Here is a 19268-nt window from a genome sequence, read left to right as displayed (position 1 = left end):
CTCCGGCCTGATCCGGACGCAACGCCAGGTTGAGTATCGGGAACAGACGCCCTTCGGGGTCGGTCTCCTGCCGGCCCACGGTGACAAACCCGTGGCGGCGATAGAACCCCACCGCCTGGGTGTTCTGCTCGTTGACGTCGACCAGTAGTCCGGGATGGGTGACGATGGCGTCGCGCAACAGCACCGACCCCACGCCGGAACCCCGGTACTGCTGGTCGACGAACAACATCTCCAATTTGCCCTCGGCCAGACCGGAGAACGCGACGGCCACTCCACCGACCGTCGCCACCGTCAACCGGACTGCACCGAGATACTCAGCGAGCAACCGGCTTTCGAAGAAATCGATATCCGCCGAAGTCAGGAAATCATGCGTGGCGGTGACAGCACTGCGCCAGATCTGCGCCAACGCAGGCCATTCCGCCGGTCCGGCACAGGACCTCAGCAGCACGTCATAAGCCACGGTCCCAGCCTAGTCGGCACGCACCTCGATTCCCTCACGACAACAGCTGTTCACCGAAGAACTGCCCCTCTTCGATTCCGGGCAGGATCGCGAACACCGCCGATCCGACCGGGGTCACCCACGGGTTGAGCGCATCGAAGTCCGCGATCCGCTGTTGCACCGGGACAAATTGGGTGATCGGATTCCGTTGGTAGGCAAGGAACAACAAGCCGCTGTCGCTGATCTGCCCGCGCTCGGGCAGGTCGTCGTAGTTGTACGGCCGTCGGAGGAACTGTTCCAGTTCGGTGCGATGGTGTGAAACCGCGATATGTGAGTTCTCCGGGATCACCGGAATGCCGTTGACCGCCGCCGCGAAGTCCGGCTCATCGGACTCTTCGACCCCGGTCAACGGCGCACCGGTATCGAGGGTGCGCCCGACCACCAGTTCCTTCGAGTTGCGGTCGAGCACATCCCAGGTATCCAGCTCCGCCCGAACCCGCCTGAACACCAACGTTGTTCCACCTGCGAACCAGGGCTGGTCGCTGCCGTCATCCCACACCAGGCGATCCAGCTGCTCGGCAGAGTTCAGGTTGACCGTCCCGTCCACCTGCCCCATCAGATTGCGCATCGACGCTCCAGGCTCCGACGAACGCGGCGGATTCCGGAAGCCCCGCTGGATCCACCGCACGTCGGCCATGGACCGCACATTCTTGGTCAGCACCCGGGCGGCGTGACTGACCGCCATCAAGCTGTCGGCACAGATCTGTAGCAGCAGCTGTCCCCCACTGAACCGTGGCTCCAGGCGGTCGACGCTGAATCGGGGCAACTCCTGCACCGCCCGCGGCCGCTTGTCGTCGAGCCCGAGCTGGGTGAACAGCTCAGGCCCATATCCCACCGTGATCGTCAGCCGGGCCGCCGGCTGCGCCAGTTCGGGTTCGGTGTCGGCCAACGCGGGCACGCCCTGGGTGAGCCGTGCCGCATCTTCGCTCCACAACCGCATCACCGACGTCAAGGTTGTGCGGTCGGTGTGTTGGGGCCGCAGATCGAAGGCGATCAAGGTCGCGTATGCCTGCGGCGCGGTGGCGACACCGCTCTGGTGGACGCCATGGAAAGGTTCGATATCGGGCGCAGCTGTACCGGCTTGGTGAGTACAACCGCTGACCGCCAACCCGGCCCCGGCCACGCCCACTGCGGCCGCACTCGCTCCCAGCAGTCGACGCCGGCTGAGAACCGGCCGCACGTCAGCCATGTGCGCTGGGGTCGTACTGCTCGTCGGCGCCCGGGAAGTCCCGAACCTGCGCGGTGATCGGCAATGTCGAGCCGTCGTCGAAGGTCGCGACGATGGTGATGTTGTCACCGGGCAACAGCGGCTCGGTGATGTCCATCAGCATGAAGTGGTCACCGCCGGGCCCCAGTTCGACCTCGGACGCGGCGGGAAGGACAAAACCACCGTCTTTCTGCCGCATGACCATCGCACCGCCGTCGGATGCAACCTCGTGCAGCTCGACGCTGCCGGCGGCCGGACTGGTGGCAGAGACCATGCGCACCTCAGTGCTGCCGGTATTGACCAGTCGACCGAACGCCGAGGTCATGCCGGTGTCTGCACCTTTTACCCAGGCGTCGCCGACATCGACGGTCTCGGCGGCCGGAGCCGGTTCCTGGGGTTCGGACGAGCAGCCGGCGAGCGCCAGGGCGCCCATCAACAACGCTGCAACACAAGCGTTTTTCAACATGGGGAAGTCCTTCGGGTCCAAGCCCACCGAAACGGCAGGCCTACGGGAGTGATCAGGGGACCGATCGCGGCCATCGAGGGACACGATCGGTAGATCCGAACCGCCGCAGCCAGAGCGGCGGTTCGGTGATTGGTCACGGCTAGACGCCAGAAACCACTGCGCGCGGCGGAGCGCGCATCCCCAGACCCGGGCAGAGCCGTACCGGACGGACCACCACAGATGCGAAGGCCCCACCCGCCGGCAGCCGGGGCCGGCCACGGTGCACGATGACCAGCCGCAGCCAGCACAGCACCGACCCGCAGACCAGATAGAGGAATTCGACGAGCGTGAGCAGAACCGCCACAGCGACGGTGGCGACGAGGTGAGCACCCACCATCAGGGTCGACGGCGTCGCACCGTGGTGTGCGGCGGCCGACATCGCCGTGTGGCCCACCACCTGCACAAGACCGAGCGCACCGGCTGATGCGGCAACGGAGACCCAGTGGCGCTCAACGGAAATGGCGCTGACGACGGCACCGATGGCGGCACCGATGAGCAGCAGTAATGCCAACGCTGTGCCGTGCGCACTCCCGCCGCCGGCGGTGTGGGCCGCGGCGGTCATCAGCACCGAGCAGGCGCCCACCAGCGTTCCGCGCAGTACAGCGGCGCGGGAGGTCGGCGTGCTCACGAACCGTGACTCTACCGGCCTTCTACTACACGACCTAGTAGACGACCTGATCCCGGTCGGCGGACACCGGTGCGGCCACCGGCCGGCGCAGCGCGCCCCAGAGCCCAACACCGATACCCACCACCGCGCCGCCCAGACCGATGATCTGCTGGCCTCGTTTGAGATCACGGTGGACGCTCATCCCGCCGAGCAGATCGGCGGCATCGGCTCCACCCGAGGCCAGGAACCAGCCGCGAGTGTCGCGCCGCCGCAGCGCCGCCGACAGCAGCAGCGCGCCGATCAGCGCGTCGCGATAGCCCATCGACCGCAACAACAGCCGGGCCGACGGGCCGGGATCCTCGGGTTCACCCCACCAGCGGTTGGCCCGCAGCGGATCGACAAGAAACGAAACACCCGATACCAGACGGATACTGCCGGCAGCCACTGCCGCACGATTGATCGACATGGCTGGCAGCGTAAAACGCCGAGCCTGCCCAGACCCCCGTAATCGGTGGCGGGTTTCGACTACCAGGGGCTCGGCGAGTAGTCCTTGACGAAGCAGCCGTGCAGATCCTCGCCTGCCTCGCCCCGGACTATCGGGTCGTAGACCCGCGCGGCGCCGTCGACCAGGTCCAGCGGGGCATGGAAGCCTTCGTCTGCCAGCCGCAGCTTGGTCGGGTGCGGCCGTTCGTCGGTGATCCACCCGGTGTCGACGGCGGTCATCAGGATGCCGTCACTTTCCAGCATCTCCCCCGAGCTGGTGCGGGTCAGCATGTTCAGCGCGGCCTTGGCCATGTTGGTGTGAGGGTGCCCGGGACCCTTGTAGCGACGGCTGAACTGGCCCTCCATCGCCGAGACGTTCACCACGTATTTGCGGCGGGCAGCTGCTGCGGCCATCGCCGGCCGCAGCCGGCTGACCAAGATGAACGGCGCCGTCTGGTTGCACAGCTGCACTTCGAGCAGTTCCATGGCGTCGACCTCGTCGACCCGCTGGGTCCAGCTGTTCACCGCGGCGGTGTCGGGCAGCAGGCCGCCGGCGTCGATGGCGGTGCCCGCCGCGATCCGTTCCGGCGAGGCACTGCGGGCCACCAACGCCAGTTCGGTCACTGCGTGCGCGGTCTGGAGCTCGGCCAAGCTACCGACCAGCGCAGCCGGATGGGCATCACTGACGTGGTCGAAGGTGATGACACCTCCCATTTTCGCGACCAGTTCCGGCAACGGGGTGCGCTCGGCTTCGACGAGGGCGGCATAGGAACCGGGTGAGCGCCGCACCGTCTGGGCGGCGTTGTTGATCAGGATGTCGAGTGGCCCCTGTTCGGCCACCGTGTCCGCCAGCGCCACCACTTGAGCTGGGTCGCGCAGATCGATGCCGACCACCCGCAGCCGGTGCAGCCAGTCGTCGCTGTCGGGCATCGCCGCAAACCGGCGGACGGCGTCGTTGGGAAAGCGGGTGGTGATGGTGGTGTGGGCGCCGTCACGCAGTAACCGCAACGCGATGTACATGCCGATCTTCGCGCGGCCACCCGTGAGCAGCGCGGTCCGGCCGCTCAGATCGGTGCGGGCATCGCGTTTGGCCCGGTTGAGCGCGGCACATTCGGGGCAGAGCTGGTGATAGAACGCATCCACCACGGTGTAATGCTGTTTGCAGATGTAGCAGGGCCGCGAACGCAACAACGTGCCCGCACTGGCCCCCGCCGCGGTCGAGACCAAGGGCAGGCCCTGCGTCTCGTCGTCGATACGCCCGGGCGCTCCGGTGGCGGTGGCCGCGACGACAGCACGGTCAGCCGCGGCCACTTCGTCCCGCTTGGCGTGCCGGCGAGCCTTCCGCACCGACTTCCAGATACCGGCTGTCGCGCGGCGAACGGCTACCGCGTCTGGATGCTCGGGCGGCAGCGATTCGACGTCGGAGAGCACCTGCAAGCAGGCACGGAGCTGGTCCGGATCGATCGAAGTCACGCTGGAAGCGTACGAAAGATGAACCCGATTCCCCACATCGTGACCGCCGGGCGCCTCCCGACGGCCGTCATGGTCACTTCCCGAAACCGGCTTTGCGCAGCGCGTCTGCCATCGATCCTGCCGGTGCATTCGATTCTCGGCGACCGGAGTCCCTGCCACGGCTGGGGTTCCGCTTCTCCGCCTTGTTGGGGTTGCCCCGATTCGGGTTGTCGCGGTCGCCGCGCGGCCCGGCGGACCGCTCGGGACGCTTGCCCTTGTCGGGCTGGGGGGTGTCGTTGAGCCGCAGTGTCAGCCCGATGCGCTGACGTTCGACATCGACCTCGAGAACCTTGACCCGGACCACCTGACCGGATTTCACCACTTCGTGCGGGTCGGAGACAAAGCGGTCCGCCATCGCCGAGACATGGACCAGGCCGTCCTGGTGCACGCCGACGTCGACAAACGCACCGAAGGCCGCGACGTTGGTCACCACCCCTTCGAGCACCATGCCGGCCTTGAGGTCGGCCACCTTCTCCACCCCGGCCGCAAAAGTGGCAGTGGTGAACGCCGGCCGCGGGTCCCGGCCCGGCTTCTCCAGCTCAGACAGGATGTCGGTCACCGTGGGCACACCGAATCGGTCATCGGCGAAGTCGGCCGGACGCAAGGAGCGCAACGACCGTTCGTTGCCGATCAACTCGGCGAGGGTGACACCGGAGCGGTCCAGGATGCGGCGGACCACAGGATAGGCCTCGGGGTGCACTCCGGACGCATCGAGGGGGTCGTCGCCACCGCGGATCCGCAGGAATCCGGCACACTGCTCGAAGGCCTTGGGTCCCAGCCGGGGAACGTCCAGCAGCGCCTTGCGATCACGGAACGCCCCGGCCTTGTCCCGGTAGGCGACGATGGCCTCGGCCAATGACTCCGACACCCCGGAGACCCGTGACAGCAGCGGCACCGAGGCGGTGTTCAAGTCGACGCCGACGGCGTTCACCGCGTCTTCGACCACCGCGTTCAGGCTGCGCGCCAGCGTGCCGGGGGTGACATCGTGCTGGTACTGGCCCACGCCGATGGATTTCGGTTCGATCTTGACCAGCTCGGCCAGCGGGTCCTGGAGCCGCCGGGCGATGGACACCGCGCCGCGCAGCGTGACATCCAGGGTCGGCAGTTCCCGCGCGGCGTATGCCGACGCCGAGTACACCGACGCGCCTGCCTCACTCACCATCGCCTTGGCCGGCGGCTGCGCTCCGCTGGCCCGGATGTCGGCGATGAGTTCGGTTGCCAGGGCATCGGTTTCACGAGAGGCGGTGCCGTTGCCGATGGCGATCAGGTCGATCCCGTGACGGGCGATGAGTGCGCCGAGGGTGGCCTTGGCCTGATCCCACTGCTTCTGCGGCTGGTGCGGGAAGATGGCACAGGTGTCGACGACCTTGCCGGTGCTGTCGACAACGGCCACCTTGACGCCGGTGCGGAAGCCCGGATCCAGGCCCAGGGTGGTCCGGTTGCCTGCCGGTGCGGCCAGCAGTAGATCCTTGAGGTTGGTGGCGAACACCGTCACCGCGTCCTGCTCGGCGCGCTGCCGCAGCTTGATGCGGGCATCCACCGATGCCGTCACCACCAGTTTGGTGCGCCACGCCCAGCCGACGGTGGCCGCCAGCCACGGTGTGGCCGCCGTCTTGGCGGTCATGTCGACACCCAGGGTCTGGGCGATCATGTATTGGTATGCCTCGTCCTCGCCACCGTCGAAGCGCAGCGACAGCGCCTCCTCCTTCTCGCCGCGGAATACTGCGAGCACCCGGTGGGATGGCATCGATTCCAGCGGCTCGGTGAAGTCGAAGTAGTCGCGGAACTTCTGTGCGGCAGCACTTTTGGAGGCGTCTTCGGATGACGGCACAGTCCGCAGCGATCCCTGGGACCAGAATTTCTCGCGAATGGAGCCGACCAGTTCGGCGTCCTCGGCCGCACGCTCCACCAGGATCGCCCGGGCGCCTTCCAAGGCTTTCCCCGCGTCCTCGACGTCGGTGGTCAGGAACTCGCCCGCAACATCCTCCGGGATCAGCGTGGGGTCGGCCAGCAGCCGATCGGCCAGCGGCTCGAGGCCGGCCTCCCGCGCGATCTGGGCCTTGGTACGCCGCTTGGTCTTGTAGGGAAGGTAGATGTCCTCCACCCGCGCTTTGGTGTCAGCCGCCAGCAGCGCGGCCTTGAGCGCGTCGGTGAGCTTGCCCTGTTCCTCGATGGAAGCCAGGACCGCTGCGCGGCGTTCGTCGAGTTCACGCAGGTAGCGCAGCCGCTCCTCGAGGGTGCGCAGCTGGCCGTCGTCGAGGCTGCCGGTGACTTCCTTGCGATACCGGGCGATGAACGGGACCGTGGCGCCCTCGTCGAGGAGTCGCACAGCAGCCGCTACCTGGCTTTCGGCGACAGCCAGTTCCTCAGCCAGCCGGGCGTTTACCGTCTTGACGGTTGCACTTGTTGTCACGCCGAGACCCTACCGAACGCCACGGACAACCCCGACCGGCCAACCGCGTGTTGCCCGGGATGCCCGAGAATCTGATTTCGACGCCGGGGAACACTGCGGCGTGCCGCGGCGTTGTGCAGTCGCCAACCCCGATCTGAAAAGGATGTCGATGGCTACTGACTACGACGCACCTCGTAAAACCGATCCCGATGACACCGAGGTCGAATCGCTGGAAGCACTGGCGGGACGACGCAACGACGCCGCCACCGCGGTACTCGATGTAGCCGACGGCGATGATCTCGATGCGTTCGACCTACCCGATGCCGACCTGTCCGGCGAGGAACTCAGCGTTCGAGTGCTACCGAAACAGGCCGACGAGTTCACCTGTTCGAGCTGTTTCATGGTTCAGCACCGGCACCGGCTCGCTCGCCAGATCGGCGACCGGCAGATCTGCGACGACTGCGCCTGAGCGCTGAGCCGTCGGCCGGATCCCGTTCGCCGGACGCATCACCACCGGTCCAACAGGCGACGGGCGTCGGCGGTCAGGTCGGCGATCACCGCGGCCGCACCACGAACCGAACGCAGCGACCCCACCCCCTGGCCGGCGTTCACCGCCGCCAGGGTGTGGTCACCGGCAGCCGCCGCCGCGGCCTGCGCAGCACAGGCATCGTCGTCGGCCGCCAACTGGTCTTCCAGCCCGCACCACCTGTCGACAAAGCCGTTCCGCACCACCCGCTCCGGAAGTTCCGCCGGCCAGGGATAGCGCTGCACTACGTCGAAGACCCGCGTGGTGACGGTGTCGGTGTCGGCGGCGTCCAGTAGCACCGTCCGGGCCCATTCCGGAGTCAGGGCCTCGGTACAGGCGGCAAACGCCGTACCGATCCACGCCCCGGCGGCCCCCGCGGCCAGCACCGCCGCCAACGCCCGACCGGAACCGATACCGCCGGCTGCCAGCACCGGGATCGCCAGTTCCTCCAGGACCTCCGCCAGCAACGGCAGCGTGCCGATCCGCGGCGCGCCGTGCCCGCCGGCTTCTGCGCCACGGGCGATCACCACATCCACCCCGGCGTCGACGGCCCGGCGGGCTTCGTCGAGGTCAGCGATCTGCGCAGCCGCCAGAATTCCCTCATCATGCGCCCGCCGGACCCACCCCGAGTTGTCCCCGAAACTGACCGCCAGCAAGGTGGGCCGGGAGTCCAGGGCGGCGGTCAGCAGAGCCGGCTGTCGAGCGACAACCCAATCCACCAAGCCAATGCCGAACGGCCGGCCGAGGCCACTCAGATGACGCAGTTCGGTCTCCAAGCCCGGCACCGATCCGGTGCTGCCCAAGCCGATCATGCCCAAGCCACCGGCCCTCGACACCGCTGCCGCCAGAGCTCCCCCCGCGGCGCCGCCCATCGGCGCGTTGACGATCGGCACCGTCAGCCCGATCGACGTGGACCACCGGGTCGACAACGCCGTCACGAGCTGCACACCCGCGCAGCCACCGCCGCGGCCAGGAAACAACCCAGAGTGGACCAGCCCGTCACACCGGCCAGGCCGTTTTTTGCCATCAGTACCAGCACCACACCTGCCACGCAGATCAGCGCCCCGGCGACTGCCGACCGGGTGCCGGTGGCGCGGGCGGGTGCATCCCACCACGGCAGCCGGCGATGCTCGAGCGGCGACAGCACCAGGAACAGCACGGTCATCACCACGGCGAACACCAGCGCGCGCAACGCCAGCAATCCCCAGAATCCGGCGGCATCGACGTCGTAGGCGTCCAGACCGACGGCATGCAGAGAGAAGGCGGCGATCGCGATGGCCGGGATGTGCCACAGATACAGGGTCATCGCGCCGGCATTGCCTGTCGCGACTGCCCGCCACACCCGGGGCCGCTGCGCCCACCGGTTGAGTGCTGCGGCGGCGGTGACAAACAGGAATGACATCCACGTGCATTGCAGGGCCAGCAACACCGTCGGCGGCGTGACGTTCGATGTCTGTTCGGCGCCGGTCACGACCAGCGCCACCTCATACGGTCCGACCAGCGCGAGCATCACCTGCGTGGCGAAGGCGGCGACGGCCACTGCCAGCGCCGGCCGCGGGCCGAACAACCGCCGGGCGTATGCGACGCCCACAACCACCGGGATCAACCACACGAACAGGAAGTTCGGCGCGCCGGCCATCGGAACGCCCGTCACAAAACGGATTCCGTCCGTCAGCACCGATGCGGCCAACAGAACCGCCACCAACCCGGCCGCCGAGCGCCAGGTGCGCATGAGCGTCAGTGCCGGAACGAAAGCCAGAACCACCAGGTACACCCCGAGGAACCACAACAGGGCCACCGCTTCGCGGCCCAGCGCATCAGCGGACTCCGCGCCGAACACCAGTCGTGCGACGGCCAGTCCGACCACCCAGAACGCCAGGTACCACCACACCGGTCGGCAGAGCCTCTGGGCTCGGCTGAACAACCAGGTGCCCCACGAGGCGCCGGTGTGCCAGCCGTATGCGCCCGCGGCCCCGCCGGCAAGGAAGAACAACGGCATGATCTGCACCACCCAGGTGACCGGTGCGAGCGCCGGCACCGCACCCAGCAGATTGCCGATATGCACTCCGCTGTCGTCGATGGTGGCCAGTAACAGCGCGCAGTGCCCGAACATCACCACGATCAGGGCGGCGATCCGGGCGACGTCGACGGCGCGGTCCCGGGCGGGTTTGCCTGGCGCAGCGGCGGGGTGCGGGGAGGTTTCGGCAAGCGGCATGGATCCAGCATGGCCGGTGTCGCGGCCCGGCGATTGAGTAGGACTACGCGAGTTGTCTCGAGATCGTGCGTAGTCCCTGCCCTCGACCACCACCGGTCAACCCACCGCCAGCAGCTCGGCCAGCCGGTGAGGTGCCTGCGGCCTGCCGAAGTAGAAGCCCTGTGCCAGACCGAAGCCCGCCCGACCCAGCGCAGTCGCCTGGTGCGCGGTCTCCACTCCTTCGACGACAACCGGGAGATCCAGCGCCCGGGCCAACACGACAATCGCCTGGAGAAGCGGTGGCGGGGCGCTGTCCGGGTCGAAAGTGGCTCGGGCGGTGAACGACGCATCCAGTTTCAGCAGATCGATGGGTAGGCTCTGCAGGCGGCTCAAAGTCGAATAGCCGGTACCAAAATCGTCGATGGCGATCCGGATCCCCAGGGCCCGCAGCTCCCGCAACACCGCGACCGCCGCCGGCGTGTCCACGTCGACCACGCTTTCGGTGACTTCCAGCACCAATTGTTCCGGGGGCCAGCCCGTCTCTTCGAGGATGTCGGTAACTGCTGCCACATAACCTTTTTCGATGAGATCGAGGCCGGACACGTTGACCGCCAGCGTGAACAGCTGAGCGGTCCGCTGTTGCTGCAGCGCCTGCACATCCATACAGGCACGGCGCAGGACAAAGCGGTCCAGTGCCGCGATCAGGTTGCTGTTCTCGGCGATCGAGATGACCTCTGATATCGACAGGTCGGGCCTGGTCGGCGAGTCCCACCTGGCGAGCGCCTCCACGCCGACGATCCTGTTCCCGTAGTCGAGGCTGACAATGGGCTGATACAGAACCTCCACCGCGGAACCGGCGATGGCCGTAGCCAACTCCGCAGCCAGGGTCGGCAGTGCGGCAGACTCCAGAATGGTCCGGTTCGGCCCACCGCGTGCCGCACGCCAGAGCGCAATATCGGCGCGGCCGAGCACGGAGGCCCCTCCCTCACCGGGCCGCCACCCGGTCACCCCTACTGCACAGTCCGTCGACGACACCGTCCGCAGGTGGTGGCCCACCAAGATTCCGTCCTCTTCGGTGGACGCCGGTAACAACACCGCAAACTCGTCGTCGCCGAGCCGGGCGACGATATCGTCGGGCCCAAGGGCCTCCAGCCAAGAATCGACGGTGTGACGGATCAGTTGGTCACCGGCGTGCTGACCGAGCCGGTCGTGAATGCCGTCGAAGAGCGCAAGCCGAACGAAGACGACCACCGGTCGCGGGCCACCGGCTTTGGCCCGGTCGACCTCATGGGCGAGAAGACGGTTGAATCCCTGCCGGTTCGGTAGCCCGGTCAGTGCGTCCCGCTCGGCGCTGGACATCAGCTGTCCGAAGTAGACGATGACGCTGGCCAGCACGACCGTGCTGCTCGCGGCGGTCAGCGCCGACCACCACGGCGCCACCGGCGAGACGGTCAGCACTGTCGTGGAAGACACCAGTGCCACCGCCACGCACATCGCCGATTCCAACCACGAGAGGAAAAACGCAGCGAATGCCACAAAGACATACAGCGTTGCCAAAGACACCGCGGTGGCCGCAGTCCCGGACAGGTGAACCGACACGGTGATCATGGCAATCGAGAGGACAACAAGAAACTGGAACTGCCACGTCCGCAGCCGCGGGCCGGTGATGAGAACCGCAACTCCGGCAACAAGTGCGATCACCCCGATGGTGAAAATGACGTCGACCAGCAGGAACTCGTTCGGCGCCAGAGCACCGAGGGACATCACCAGCAGCCCGCCGAACACGAGGCACCCGCCGGACGTCATGGCCATCAGTCGCGGAGTGGCGATCCCGGGCCATCGGCGCGTAGCCCTCCCGTGACGCCACAGCGCCTGCACCCTCCGCACCCAGCGATGGTAGCCCTGCAAACTCTCACCTCCACCGAATGCGCCGATTTCACTCCAATATTGGTCGGTGACGGCGCCCGCCGCCGGGTGAGCCGGCGGCGGACATTGCATCAGCTGGCTGTTGTCAGCCTCCGACTGACTCCAAGGCTGCGTTGAAAGTGTTGCTCGGCCGCATCACCGCACCGATCTTCGCGGGATCCGGGAGGTAGTAGCCGCCGATGTCCACTGATTTGCCCTGTTCGGCGGCGAGTTCTTTGACGATGGCCGCTTCGTTCTTGGCCAGCGTCTCGGCCAGTGGCGCGAAGTAGTCCGCCAGCTGCTTGTCCTCGGTCTGGGCGGCAAGCGCCTCAGCCCAGTACAGCGACAAGTAGAACTGGCTGCCGCGGTTGTCGAGCTCACCGGTCTTGCGCGACGGGCTCTTGTCGTTGTCGAGCAGCTTGCCGACGGCCTCGTCCAAGGTCTTGCCGAGCAGTGTGGCCTTGTCGTTGGAGGTCTTGACACCCAGGTCTTCGAGGCTGGCGCCCAGCGCCAGGTACTCGCCGAGAGAGTCCCAGCGCAGATGGTTCTCTTCCACCAGCTGCTTGACGTGCTTGGGCGCTGAACCGCCCGCGCCGGTCTCGTACATCCCGCCCCCGGCCATCAGCGGCACGATGGACAGCATCTTGGCGCTGGTGCCCAACTCCAGGATCGGGAACAGATCGGTCAGGTAATCCCGCAGAATGTTGCCGGTGGCGGCGATGGTGTCCTGGCCACGAACCATGCGCTCCAGGGTGTGCCGCATCGCCCGCACCTGGGACATGATCTCGATGTCGAGGCCCTCGGTGTCGTGATCGGCCAGGTACTTGCGGACCTTCTTGCGGAGTTCGTTCTCGTGCGGGCGCTCCACGTCCAGCCAGAACACCACCTGCATCCCCGAATTACGGGCCCGGTTGACGGCCAGCTTCACCCAGTCACGGATCGGGGCGTCCTTGGTGACACACATCCGCCAGATATCGCCGGCCTCCACGGCCTGGCTCATCAGCACTTCACCGGTGGCGATGTCGACGATGTTGGCAACCCCATCCTCGGGGACCTCGAAAGTCTTGTCGTGACTGCCGTATTCCTCGGCCTTCTGCGCCATCAGACCGACGTTGGGGACGGTGCCCATGGTGGCCGGGTCGAACTGGCCGTTGGTCTTGCAGAAGTTGATGACTTCCTGGTAGATCCGCGAGAACGTCGATTCCGGATTGACGGCCTTGGTGTCTTTGGTGCGACCGTCGGCGCCGTACATCTTGCCGCCGAGGCGGATCATCGCCGGCATGGACGCATCCACGATCACGTCACTGGGCGAGTGGAAGTTGGTGATACCGCGGGCGGAATCCACCATCGCCAGCTCGGGGCGGTGGTTGTGGACATCGTGGATGTCCTGGATGATCTCCTCGCGCTGCGAGGCCGGCAGTGCCTCGATCTTGTTGTAGAGGTCGACCATTCCGTTGTTGACATTGACGCCCAGCTCATCGAGCACCTTCTGATGCTTGGCGAACGCGTCCTTGTAGAAGATCTTCACCGCATGGCCGAAGACGATGGGGTGACTCACCTTCATCATCGTTGCCTTGACGTGCAGCGAGAACATCACGCCGGTCTTGTAGGCATCCTCGATCTGCTCTTCGTAGAAAGCGCAGAGCGCCTTCTTGCTCATGAACATGCTCTCGATGACATCGCCGTCGCCCAGCTCGGTCTCCGGCTTGAGGACCAAGGTCTCGCCGCCGGCGGTGACCAGCTCCATCCGGACGTTCCGGTCGCGGTCGAGCGTCATCGACATCTCGCCTGCGTAGAAGTCACCGCTTTTCATGGTGGCCACGTGGGTGCGCGAGGCCTGCGACCACTCCCCCATGCTGTGCGGGTGCTTGCGGGCGTACTCCTTGACAGCCTTCGGCGCACGCCGGTCCGAATTGCCCTCGCGCAGAATCGGATTGACCGAGCTACCGAGACACTTGCCGTACCGGGTCTTGAGTTCCTTCTCCTCCTCGGACTTCGGATCGGAGGGGTAGTCGGGCAGTTCGTATCCGTTGTCGCGCAGTTCCTTGATGGTGGCCAACAACTGCGGAACCGAGGCACTGATGTTCGGCAGCTTGATGATGTTGGTGTCCGGCAACTGCGTCAGCTTGCCGAGGGTGCCCAAGTTGTCGGGAACGCGCTGCTCTTCGGACAGATAGTCGGGGAATTCGGCCAGCACCCGGGCGGCCAGTGAGATGTCGCTGGTCTGGATATCGATGCCCGCACCCTTGGCGAAGGTCTGGACCACCGGCAGAAAGGCGTAGGTCGCCAGCAGCGGAGCCTCGTCTGTCAGCGTGTAGATGATGGTCGGCTGCTCGGCGCTCATGTCGTTGCTCTCCCGGCGTCAGTCTTTGATCAGATTTCGGCGTCACTTCCGCTTGTGGCGGTAGTTAACAACGTAGTACAGCGGGTTCAGGCGCGGCGTCCCAGGAGGCCGGCGGACGCCGTGACCGCCGCGAACGGGCCCGGGTCCGTGACGTGTGTCGCTTTGCGGCAGCCGGTCGCGGAGCGCCCTGCCCCGGTAAGGTGTCGCCGGTGAGGACCACCGCGGCCATCATGGCGTTTCTGCTGGTCGGGACCAGCACAGCTACCGCTTCGGCGGCTGGGTTGCGGCTCCCTCCGGTCGGCGGCGAGCCTGACTATCAGCTCGGTGGCCCCTACCAGCCCCCAGCCAGGGTGTCCATCGTTGCCCGCGACCGCACAGCCGCCGCACCCGATGGGCCGTACGCGATCTGCTACCTCAACGCCTTCCAGACTCAACCGGGTGAACTGGACCAGTGGCCGGCGGAGGTGCTGTTGCGCGATCCCGAGGGGGCACCGGTATCCGACCCGGAGTGGCCCGACGAGGTGCTCTTGGATACCCGCACCGCGGCGCAACGTGCGGCGATCCGCGATCATGTCGGCAACTGGATTCAGGGCTGCGCCCAGAGTGGTTATGACGCTGTCGAATTCGACAATCTGGACACCTACACCCGATCCGGCGGGTCGCTGCGCCGCGACGACGCGGTGGCATTGGCGCGTGAGCTAGTGACGGTGGCCCACGGTGCCGGCCTGGCTGCGGCGCAGAAGAACGCCGCCGAGGATGCGACGGCGTTCCGGGCCGCGGGTTTCGACTTCGCGGTCGCCGAGGAATGCGCCGCCTATCAGGAGTGCGCCGGCTACACCGCCGTCTACGGCGGGCGGGTGGTCGATATCGAGTACACCGACAATCTGCCCCGGTCGTTCGAGGAGATGTGCGCCGATCCGAGCACTCCGAAGTCGGTTGTGCTCCGCGACCGCGATCTCGTCACACCGTCGTCTCCGGCTTACCACTTCCAGCTCTGCCCGTGACGGGGCCGACCTACTTGGCCGCGGCCTTCTCGTCGACTGCCCGTTGATGCAGGTAGCTGTAGACGACGCTCGCGATCAGCGACACCGAGATCACGGCCTCCGCGATGAAAAAGGACATGAAGTCGATCACCGAGCCGATCGGCGGATTGCCCGGCACGGCGTTGCGTAGTGGCACCATCGCGAACAACAGCCCTGCCATCACCGAGTAGGCGCTGTATTGCATCCCCTGCCGGAACCGGATCAAGTAGTAGGCCAGGACCGCGGCGGCGACGGCCAAACCGAGCATCAACGTCATGATGAAGATGCCGAACACTATTGTGGGATAGCTCCGTTCGACCGACAGATCGAGGTTGAGCCACCCGACCACGGCGAGATCCCAGCGCGGTGATGCCACGAAGAACGCATCGGAGCTGTAGACGGTGACCGCGATCGGCACTTCCTCACCGTTCGAATCGACCATGCGCAGACCCATCGTGGCGGTGTACCGGTCGAAGGGGAAGTCGGTGACCACACCAGAGAGCGCAAACTCCTGCTCGATGTTGGGAAGCATCTCTTCGGCTCCGATGGCCGTCGAGAAGTTCTTCAGCGAGTTCGCCTCCAGCTCAACGTCGACGGCGAACCGGCCGTCGGGGGTGGCGTACGAACCGGAGGGCTCGATATCGGTGATGGTCACCGCCACCTTCTGGGACACCACGTCGACCCGGGTCACCCAGGCCATCACGTCAACCCGGTCCGGCTCGGCGGCTCCGTCCCCGTAGACCTTGGATGTCGGCTGTGGGTAAGCGCGGCTCACCACGTATCCACCGAGGCCGGCTGCGATGACAACAATGGCCAGCACCACCAGCATGAGCGTCGCCGCCGCGCGCCCGCCGCGCCGATCCGAGGTCTCCCGCGCCGGCTTCATGTCCGGTCCTTTCTCGGGAAATCGCCGGACAGCATCACCGCAACGCTCGGCCGTGGTGGCACCCTACCGGTGTCGGTAACCGAGCGTGTCGTATCCCACGGTTTGTCCCAAGGGTTTGCCAGCTTCGCGCTGATAGCATCACAGCTCGACTCGGCAGAGGAGACTGTGATGATTCAGCGTCGGGTCCTGGGTGGCTTTGCGATTGCAGCCGTGACGGCGCTGGCGGTCAGTGCGTCGGTATTGGCAGACAATGCCCCCACGCCGGCACCGGGTATGGAGATCGACGACAACGGTGGCCGGTGCACCGCCGGCTTTGCCGCTCTCGGCGCCGACGGCAGCTACTACCTGCTGACCAGCGGCCACTGCGACGACCAGGACGGCGCGCTGTGGACCTACAACGACGGATACCCGTTGGGACACGTCGCCGCCAGTGAAAATGATGGCGACGTCAAGGACGCCGCCATCATCCGGCTCAACCCGGACCTTCCCGCCCCGGCAGGGTCCCCGGACGGCCTCTCCCCGGTACGGGACGTTCTCAGCTCCGATCAGCTCCAGGTCGGCATGCCGTTCTGCAAGACCGGATCGGTCACCGGCGAGACCTGTGGCGAGATCGTCAGTATCGACGGCAACGTGGTCGAGGCCAGCGTCTTCAGCCTGGTCGGTGACAGCGGCAGCCCCGGATATGTGAAAAACCCGGATGGCACGGTCAGCGCCGTCGGTCTGCTGATGTCCTCACCCGAAGGTGACGACTACCTGACCTATTTCACCCTGATCGATCCGGTACTCGACCAGTGGGGGCTGACCATCCTGGAGTGAGTCGGGAGGTCGGTTCCGCTACTCGGGATCGCTGACGGCCTCGAGTTGTTGACCCACCCGCGCGAGCGCCTCGTCGAAAACCTCCACCTTTTCGCTGCGCTTCTCATTGGCCGGCTGGGCGGCGCCCCGGGCACCCTCGGCCTCCACGCGGGCCGCACCTTGGCGCCGCAACAGGCTGAAGTTCTTCTCGCGCGCAGTCCGCAGCCGGCTCTGCAGCTCCTTGAGAGCCTTCTCGTCCATGCGGGCAAGAGCGTGCGGGTCGGACTCGTCGATCAACGAATTTTCCTGTGGAGTCAGGTTCACATGGTGGTTGCTCACCGTAGATTCATAGCGTGTCGCGCGTGAACGGGCCAGACGAATCGCCGGACGGCATGCCGAACCGTCACGTACTCGCCACGTCGCGTTCACCAGGTCTCAAGCATCCACCCGGGCGAACCGATTCCCCTGGTATGCCTGGACACACGCCGATCTCCTGACCTTGCCACTGGTGGTGATCGGTATCGAACCCGGCGCCACCAGAACCAGATCCGCGACCGAAAGACCGTGCGAGTTCGAGATCGCCGAGGTGACTTGGTTTTTGACCGCGGTGAGCGCTTCCCTGACGTCCGACTCGGATTCGCCGCGCGCCTTGACCTCCATGATGACAACCAGCTGCTCGGAACCATCATCGGCTACGCCGATCGCCGCGGACCGACCCCGGGTGATATCCGAGATCGTCGATTCGATGTCGTCCGGGGCATGGTTACGCCCGCGGACGATCAACAGATCCTTGATCCGGCCGACGATGAACAACTCTCCGTCGAAGAGAAAACCCAGATCCCCGGTCCGAAGCCACGGCCCGTGGGGTGTGCCGGCCGACGGCTCGACGATGGTGGCGCCAAAAGTGCGCGCAGTTTCCTCGGGCTTGTGCCAGTAGCCCGCACTGACGTTGTCGCCGGCCGCCCAGATCTCACCCGTCTCACCCTCAGGGCACTCGACACCGGTCTCCGGATCGACAACCCGCACCAGCGGCGAGATCGGTGAGAGCGCTTTGCCGTAGCTGATCAACGGCGTACCCCCGTCGCCGGGTTTCGGCCGGCCGGTGGTCAAGCTCTCGGAGTCGAACTCCACGATTCGTGGCGGCTCACTCGGCGTGCGGGCCGCCAGGTACAGGGTCGCCTCCGCGAGCCCGTACGACGGCTGTATCGCCGCCTCACGAAGATTGAAGCGGGCAAACCGGTCGGTGAAACGCTTGATCGTCGTGGGATGTACTCGCTCGCCGCCACTCTGGATCAGCAGGACATCGCCGAGATCGAGTCCGGCCAAGTCGTCATCCGAGGTTTTCCGGGCCGCCACGTCGAAGGCGAAGTTCGGCGCCGAGGTGAACACCCGCGGATGACTTGCCGCCAGCTGCATCCAGCGAGCCGGCCGCTGCAGGAATGACAGCGGGCTGGTGAGCACGGTGGGGAATCCCGCGATGACCGGTGTGCATATTCCGATGATCAAACCCAGGTCGTGATAGAAGGGCAACCACGACAGGATGGTCGGCGGGGTCACCAGACCGCCGTCCTCCAGGAAGTCGGTGGTGATCTGTTGCAGATTGGCCAGAACGTTTTTGTAGGAGATCATCACGCCCGCTGGTGAACGTGTTGAGCCCGAAGTGTATTGAAGATACGCGGTGGCCTGGTAGTCGTCGCTGTCGGAGTTGCTTCCGTAGGCGCCGGGCTTGATCGGCGCATCCAGATCCAGCAGATCGAGCTCGATGATCGACGGCGCGGCCTGTCCGGTCGGCGGGACAACGGACTGGGCGACCGCAGCGGTGACCGGCGACGTTGTCAGAACAGCCGCGGGTACGGCATCGCGCAGCACCGAATCTATCCGCTCGTCGGTGGCGCCTCCGAACGGGACCGCAAGCGGAACCGGGATCAGTCCGGCTTCGAGCGCGCCGAGGAAACCGACGATGTACTCGAGCCCTTGCGGCGCAACGATCATCACCCGATCTCCGGGTGCAGCGCACAGTCTGAGCTCGCGGGCCACGTTGCGCGCCTGCCGGTACAACTGCGGCCAGGTCAAGCTCAGGGGAACGCCGGCCCAATCCTGGTCGTAATCAACAAAAGTAAGTGCCGTGTCATCCGGCTGCAGACTGGCGCGTTCGCGTATGAGAGCCGGTATGGATGTCTCAACCACCTGTGTCACGCGATGCAAGTTACAGCAGCTGCGGCCGCTGTAACGATCGAATATGGAAGTTCGGGTCGCAGGGCGGCGGATCGGCGGGCTCGGGCACCCTGCCGGCCACCGGCTTCGCCGGAGAGTCCCCCGCGGCGGTGAATCCGGGAAAACCGGCCCGCTACGCCGACGTCTGCGTCAATAATTGCCTTGCCCTGGGTCGGG

At 66.2% G+C, this 19268-nt stretch carries 17 protein-coding genes; 3 read left to right on the top strand and 14 right to left on the bottom strand.

What is annotated here, in order from left to right; translation table 11 throughout:
• The 7 genes from WBB07_RS13975 to WBB07_RS13945 all read right to left on the bottom strand — a co-directional run.
• A partial coding sequence (locus tag WBB07_RS13975) for a GNAT family N-acetyltransferase (protein ID WP_526308612.1) occupies positions 1-460 on the bottom strand: 460 nt, incomplete at its 3' end.
• Positions 461-494: 34 nt separating this feature from the next.
• A complete protein-coding gene (locus tag WBB07_RS13970; RefSeq protein WP_526308610.1) occupies positions 495-1688 on the bottom strand; it encodes a Dyp-type peroxidase in 1194 nt (397 codons plus the stop codon).
• The gene (locus tag WBB07_RS13965) at positions 1681-2172 is read right to left on the bottom strand and encodes a copper chaperone PCu(A)C (RefSeq protein WP_526308608.1); all 492 of its coding nucleotides are present in this window, start codon (positions 2170-2172) and stop codon (positions 1681-1683) included. Before WBB07_RS13965 ends, WBB07_RS13970 begins: the two co-directional genes overlap by 8 nt.
• A 139-nt stretch (positions 2173-2311) precedes the next feature.
• Positions 2312-2839: a hypothetical protein gene (locus WBB07_RS13960; protein ID WP_526308606.1), complete on the bottom strand. Its 528-nt coding sequence runs from the start codon at positions 2837-2839 to the stop codon at positions 2312-2314.
• Between the two features lie 34 nt (positions 2840-2873).
• A complete protein-coding gene (locus tag WBB07_RS13955; protein WP_526308604.1) occupies positions 2874-3284 on the bottom strand; it encodes a DUF4267 domain-containing protein in 411 nt (136 codons plus the stop codon).
• Positions 3285-3343: 59 nt separating this feature from the next.
• A complete protein-coding gene (locus WBB07_RS13950) occupies positions 3344-4774 on the bottom strand; it encodes an SDR family NAD(P)-dependent oxidoreductase (protein WP_526308602.1) in 1431 nt (476 codons plus the stop codon).
• A 73-nt stretch (positions 4775-4847) separates the two neighbouring features.
• Positions 4848-7226: a Tex family protein gene (locus WBB07_RS13945; protein ID WP_526308600.1), complete on the bottom strand. Its 2379-nt coding sequence runs from the start codon at positions 7224-7226 to the stop codon at positions 4848-4850.
• Positions 7227-7374: 148 nt separating this feature from the next.
• On the opposite strand from WBB07_RS13945, the gene WBB07_RS13940 reads away from it, so the two are divergent.
• On the top strand, positions 7375-7674 hold the full coding sequence (locus WBB07_RS13940) for a DUF4193 family protein (protein WP_526308598.1): 300 nt from the start codon (positions 7375-7377) through the stop codon (positions 7672-7674).
• A 38-nt stretch (positions 7675-7712) separates the two neighbouring features.
• Here WBB07_RS13940 and WBB07_RS13935 read toward each other — a convergent pair whose 3' ends face one another.
• The 4 genes from WBB07_RS13935 to WBB07_RS13920 all read right to left on the bottom strand — a co-directional run bounded on the left by WBB07_RS13935 (position 7713) and on the right by WBB07_RS13920 (position 14174).
• Entirely contained in the window at positions 7713-8669 is a 957-nt protein-coding gene (locus WBB07_RS13935; protein WP_526308596.1) for an NAD(P)H-dependent flavin oxidoreductase, read from the bottom strand.
• Complete coding sequence (locus tag WBB07_RS13930) at positions 8666-9946, bottom strand: acyltransferase family protein (RefSeq protein WP_526308594.1); 1281 nt, start codon at positions 9944-9946, stop codon at positions 8666-8668. The genes WBB07_RS13935 and WBB07_RS13930 overlap by 4 nt, the downstream gene beginning before the upstream one ends.
• Positions 9947-10042: 96 nt before the next feature.
• The gene (locus WBB07_RS13925) at positions 10043-11731 is read right to left on the bottom strand and encodes a putative bifunctional diguanylate cyclase/phosphodiesterase (protein WP_526308592.1); all 1689 of its coding nucleotides are present in this window, start codon (positions 11729-11731) and stop codon (positions 10043-10045) included.
• Between the two features lie 205 nt (positions 11732-11936).
• Positions 11937-14174, bottom strand: coding sequence for an NADP-dependent isocitrate dehydrogenase (locus WBB07_RS13920; RefSeq protein ID WP_526308590.1), 2238 nt, complete (start codon positions 14172-14174; stop codon positions 11937-11939).
• Between the two features lie 209 nt (positions 14175-14383).
• On the opposite strand from WBB07_RS13920, the gene WBB07_RS13915 reads away from it, so the two are divergent.
• Positions 14384-15178 carry an endo alpha-1,4 polygalactosaminidase gene (locus tag WBB07_RS13915; protein ID WP_526308588.1) on the top strand — a complete coding sequence of 265 codons (795 nt, stop codon included), beginning with the start codon at positions 14384-14386 and terminating at the stop codon, positions 15176-15178.
• Between the two features lie 10 nt (positions 15179-15188).
• Here the strand turns inward: WBB07_RS13915 and WBB07_RS13910 are convergent, their stop codons facing one another.
• Entirely contained in the window at positions 15189-16082 is an 894-nt protein-coding gene (locus tag WBB07_RS13910; RefSeq protein ID WP_526308586.1) for a DUF8686 domain-containing protein, read from the bottom strand.
• Positions 16083-16250: 168 nt separating this feature from the next.
• On the opposite strand from WBB07_RS13910, the gene WBB07_RS13905 reads away from it, so the two are divergent.
• Entirely contained in the window at positions 16251-16898 is a 648-nt protein-coding gene (locus tag WBB07_RS13905) for a S1 family peptidase (RefSeq protein WP_526308584.1), read from the top strand.
• Positions 16899-16916: 18 nt separating this feature from the next.
• On the opposite strand, the gene WBB07_RS13900 is transcribed toward WBB07_RS13905, so the two are convergent.
• Both WBB07_RS13900 and WBB07_RS13895 read right to left on the bottom strand, forming a co-directional pair.
• The gene (locus WBB07_RS13900; RefSeq protein ID WP_526308582.1) at positions 16917-17216 is read right to left on the bottom strand and encodes a hypothetical protein; all 300 of its coding nucleotides are present in this window, start codon (positions 17214-17216) and stop codon (positions 16917-16919) included.
• A 96-nt stretch (positions 17217-17312) separates the two neighbouring features.
• Positions 17313-19064 (bottom strand): fatty-acid--AMP ligase, encoded by a 1752-nt coding sequence (locus tag WBB07_RS13895; RefSeq protein WP_526308614.1) that lies wholly within the window; start codon positions 19062-19064, stop codon positions 17313-17315.
• Positions 19065-19268: the final 204 nt, after the last annotated feature.

This window comes from Mycobacterium sp. (assembly GCF_049647605.1).
In the GTDB taxonomy this organism is placed as follows: domain Bacteria; phylum Actinomycetota; class Actinomycetes; order Mycobacteriales; family Mycobacteriaceae; genus Mycobacterium.
Note: the sequence above shows the minus strand (reverse complement) of the source record. Positions and strands in the feature narration are given on the sequence as shown.

What these genes read in the sequence shown, in the direction of transcription:
- WBB07_RS13970 (WP_526308610.1), bottom strand. Translation starts at nt 1,688, where the DNA reads ATGGCTGACGTGCGGCCGGTTCTCAGCCGGCGTCGACTGCTGGGAGCG.
- WBB07_RS13965 (WP_526308608.1), bottom strand. Translation starts at nt 2,172, where the DNA reads ATGTTGAAAAACGCTTGTGTTGCAGCGTTGTTGATGGGCGCCCTGGCG.
- WBB07_RS13955 (WP_526308604.1), bottom strand. Translation starts at nt 3,284, where the DNA reads ATGTCGATCAATCGTGCGGCAGTGGCTGCCGGCAGTATCCGTCTGGTA.
- WBB07_RS13940 (WP_526308598.1), top strand. Translation starts at nt 7,375, where the DNA reads ATGGCTACTGACTACGACGCACCTCGTAAAACCGATCCCGATGACACC.
- WBB07_RS13930 (WP_526308594.1), bottom strand. Translation starts at nt 9,946, where the DNA reads ATGCCGCTTGCCGAAACCTCCCCGCACCCCGCCGCTGCGCCAGGCAAA.
- WBB07_RS13925 (WP_526308592.1), bottom strand. Translation starts at nt 11,731, where the DNA reads ATGACGTCCGGCGGGTGCCTCGTGTTCGGCGGGCTGCTGGTGATGTCC.
- WBB07_RS13920 (WP_526308590.1), bottom strand. Translation starts at nt 14,174, where the DNA reads ATGAGCGCCGAGCAGCCGACCATCATCTACACGCTGACAGACGAGGCT.
- WBB07_RS13910 (WP_526308586.1), bottom strand. Translation starts at nt 16,082, where the DNA reads ATGAAGCCGGCGCGGGAGACCTCGGATCGGCGCGGCGGGCGCGCGGCG.
- WBB07_RS13905 (WP_526308584.1), top strand. Translation starts at nt 16,251, where the DNA reads ATGATTCAGCGTCGGGTCCTGGGTGGCTTTGCGATTGCAGCCGTGACG.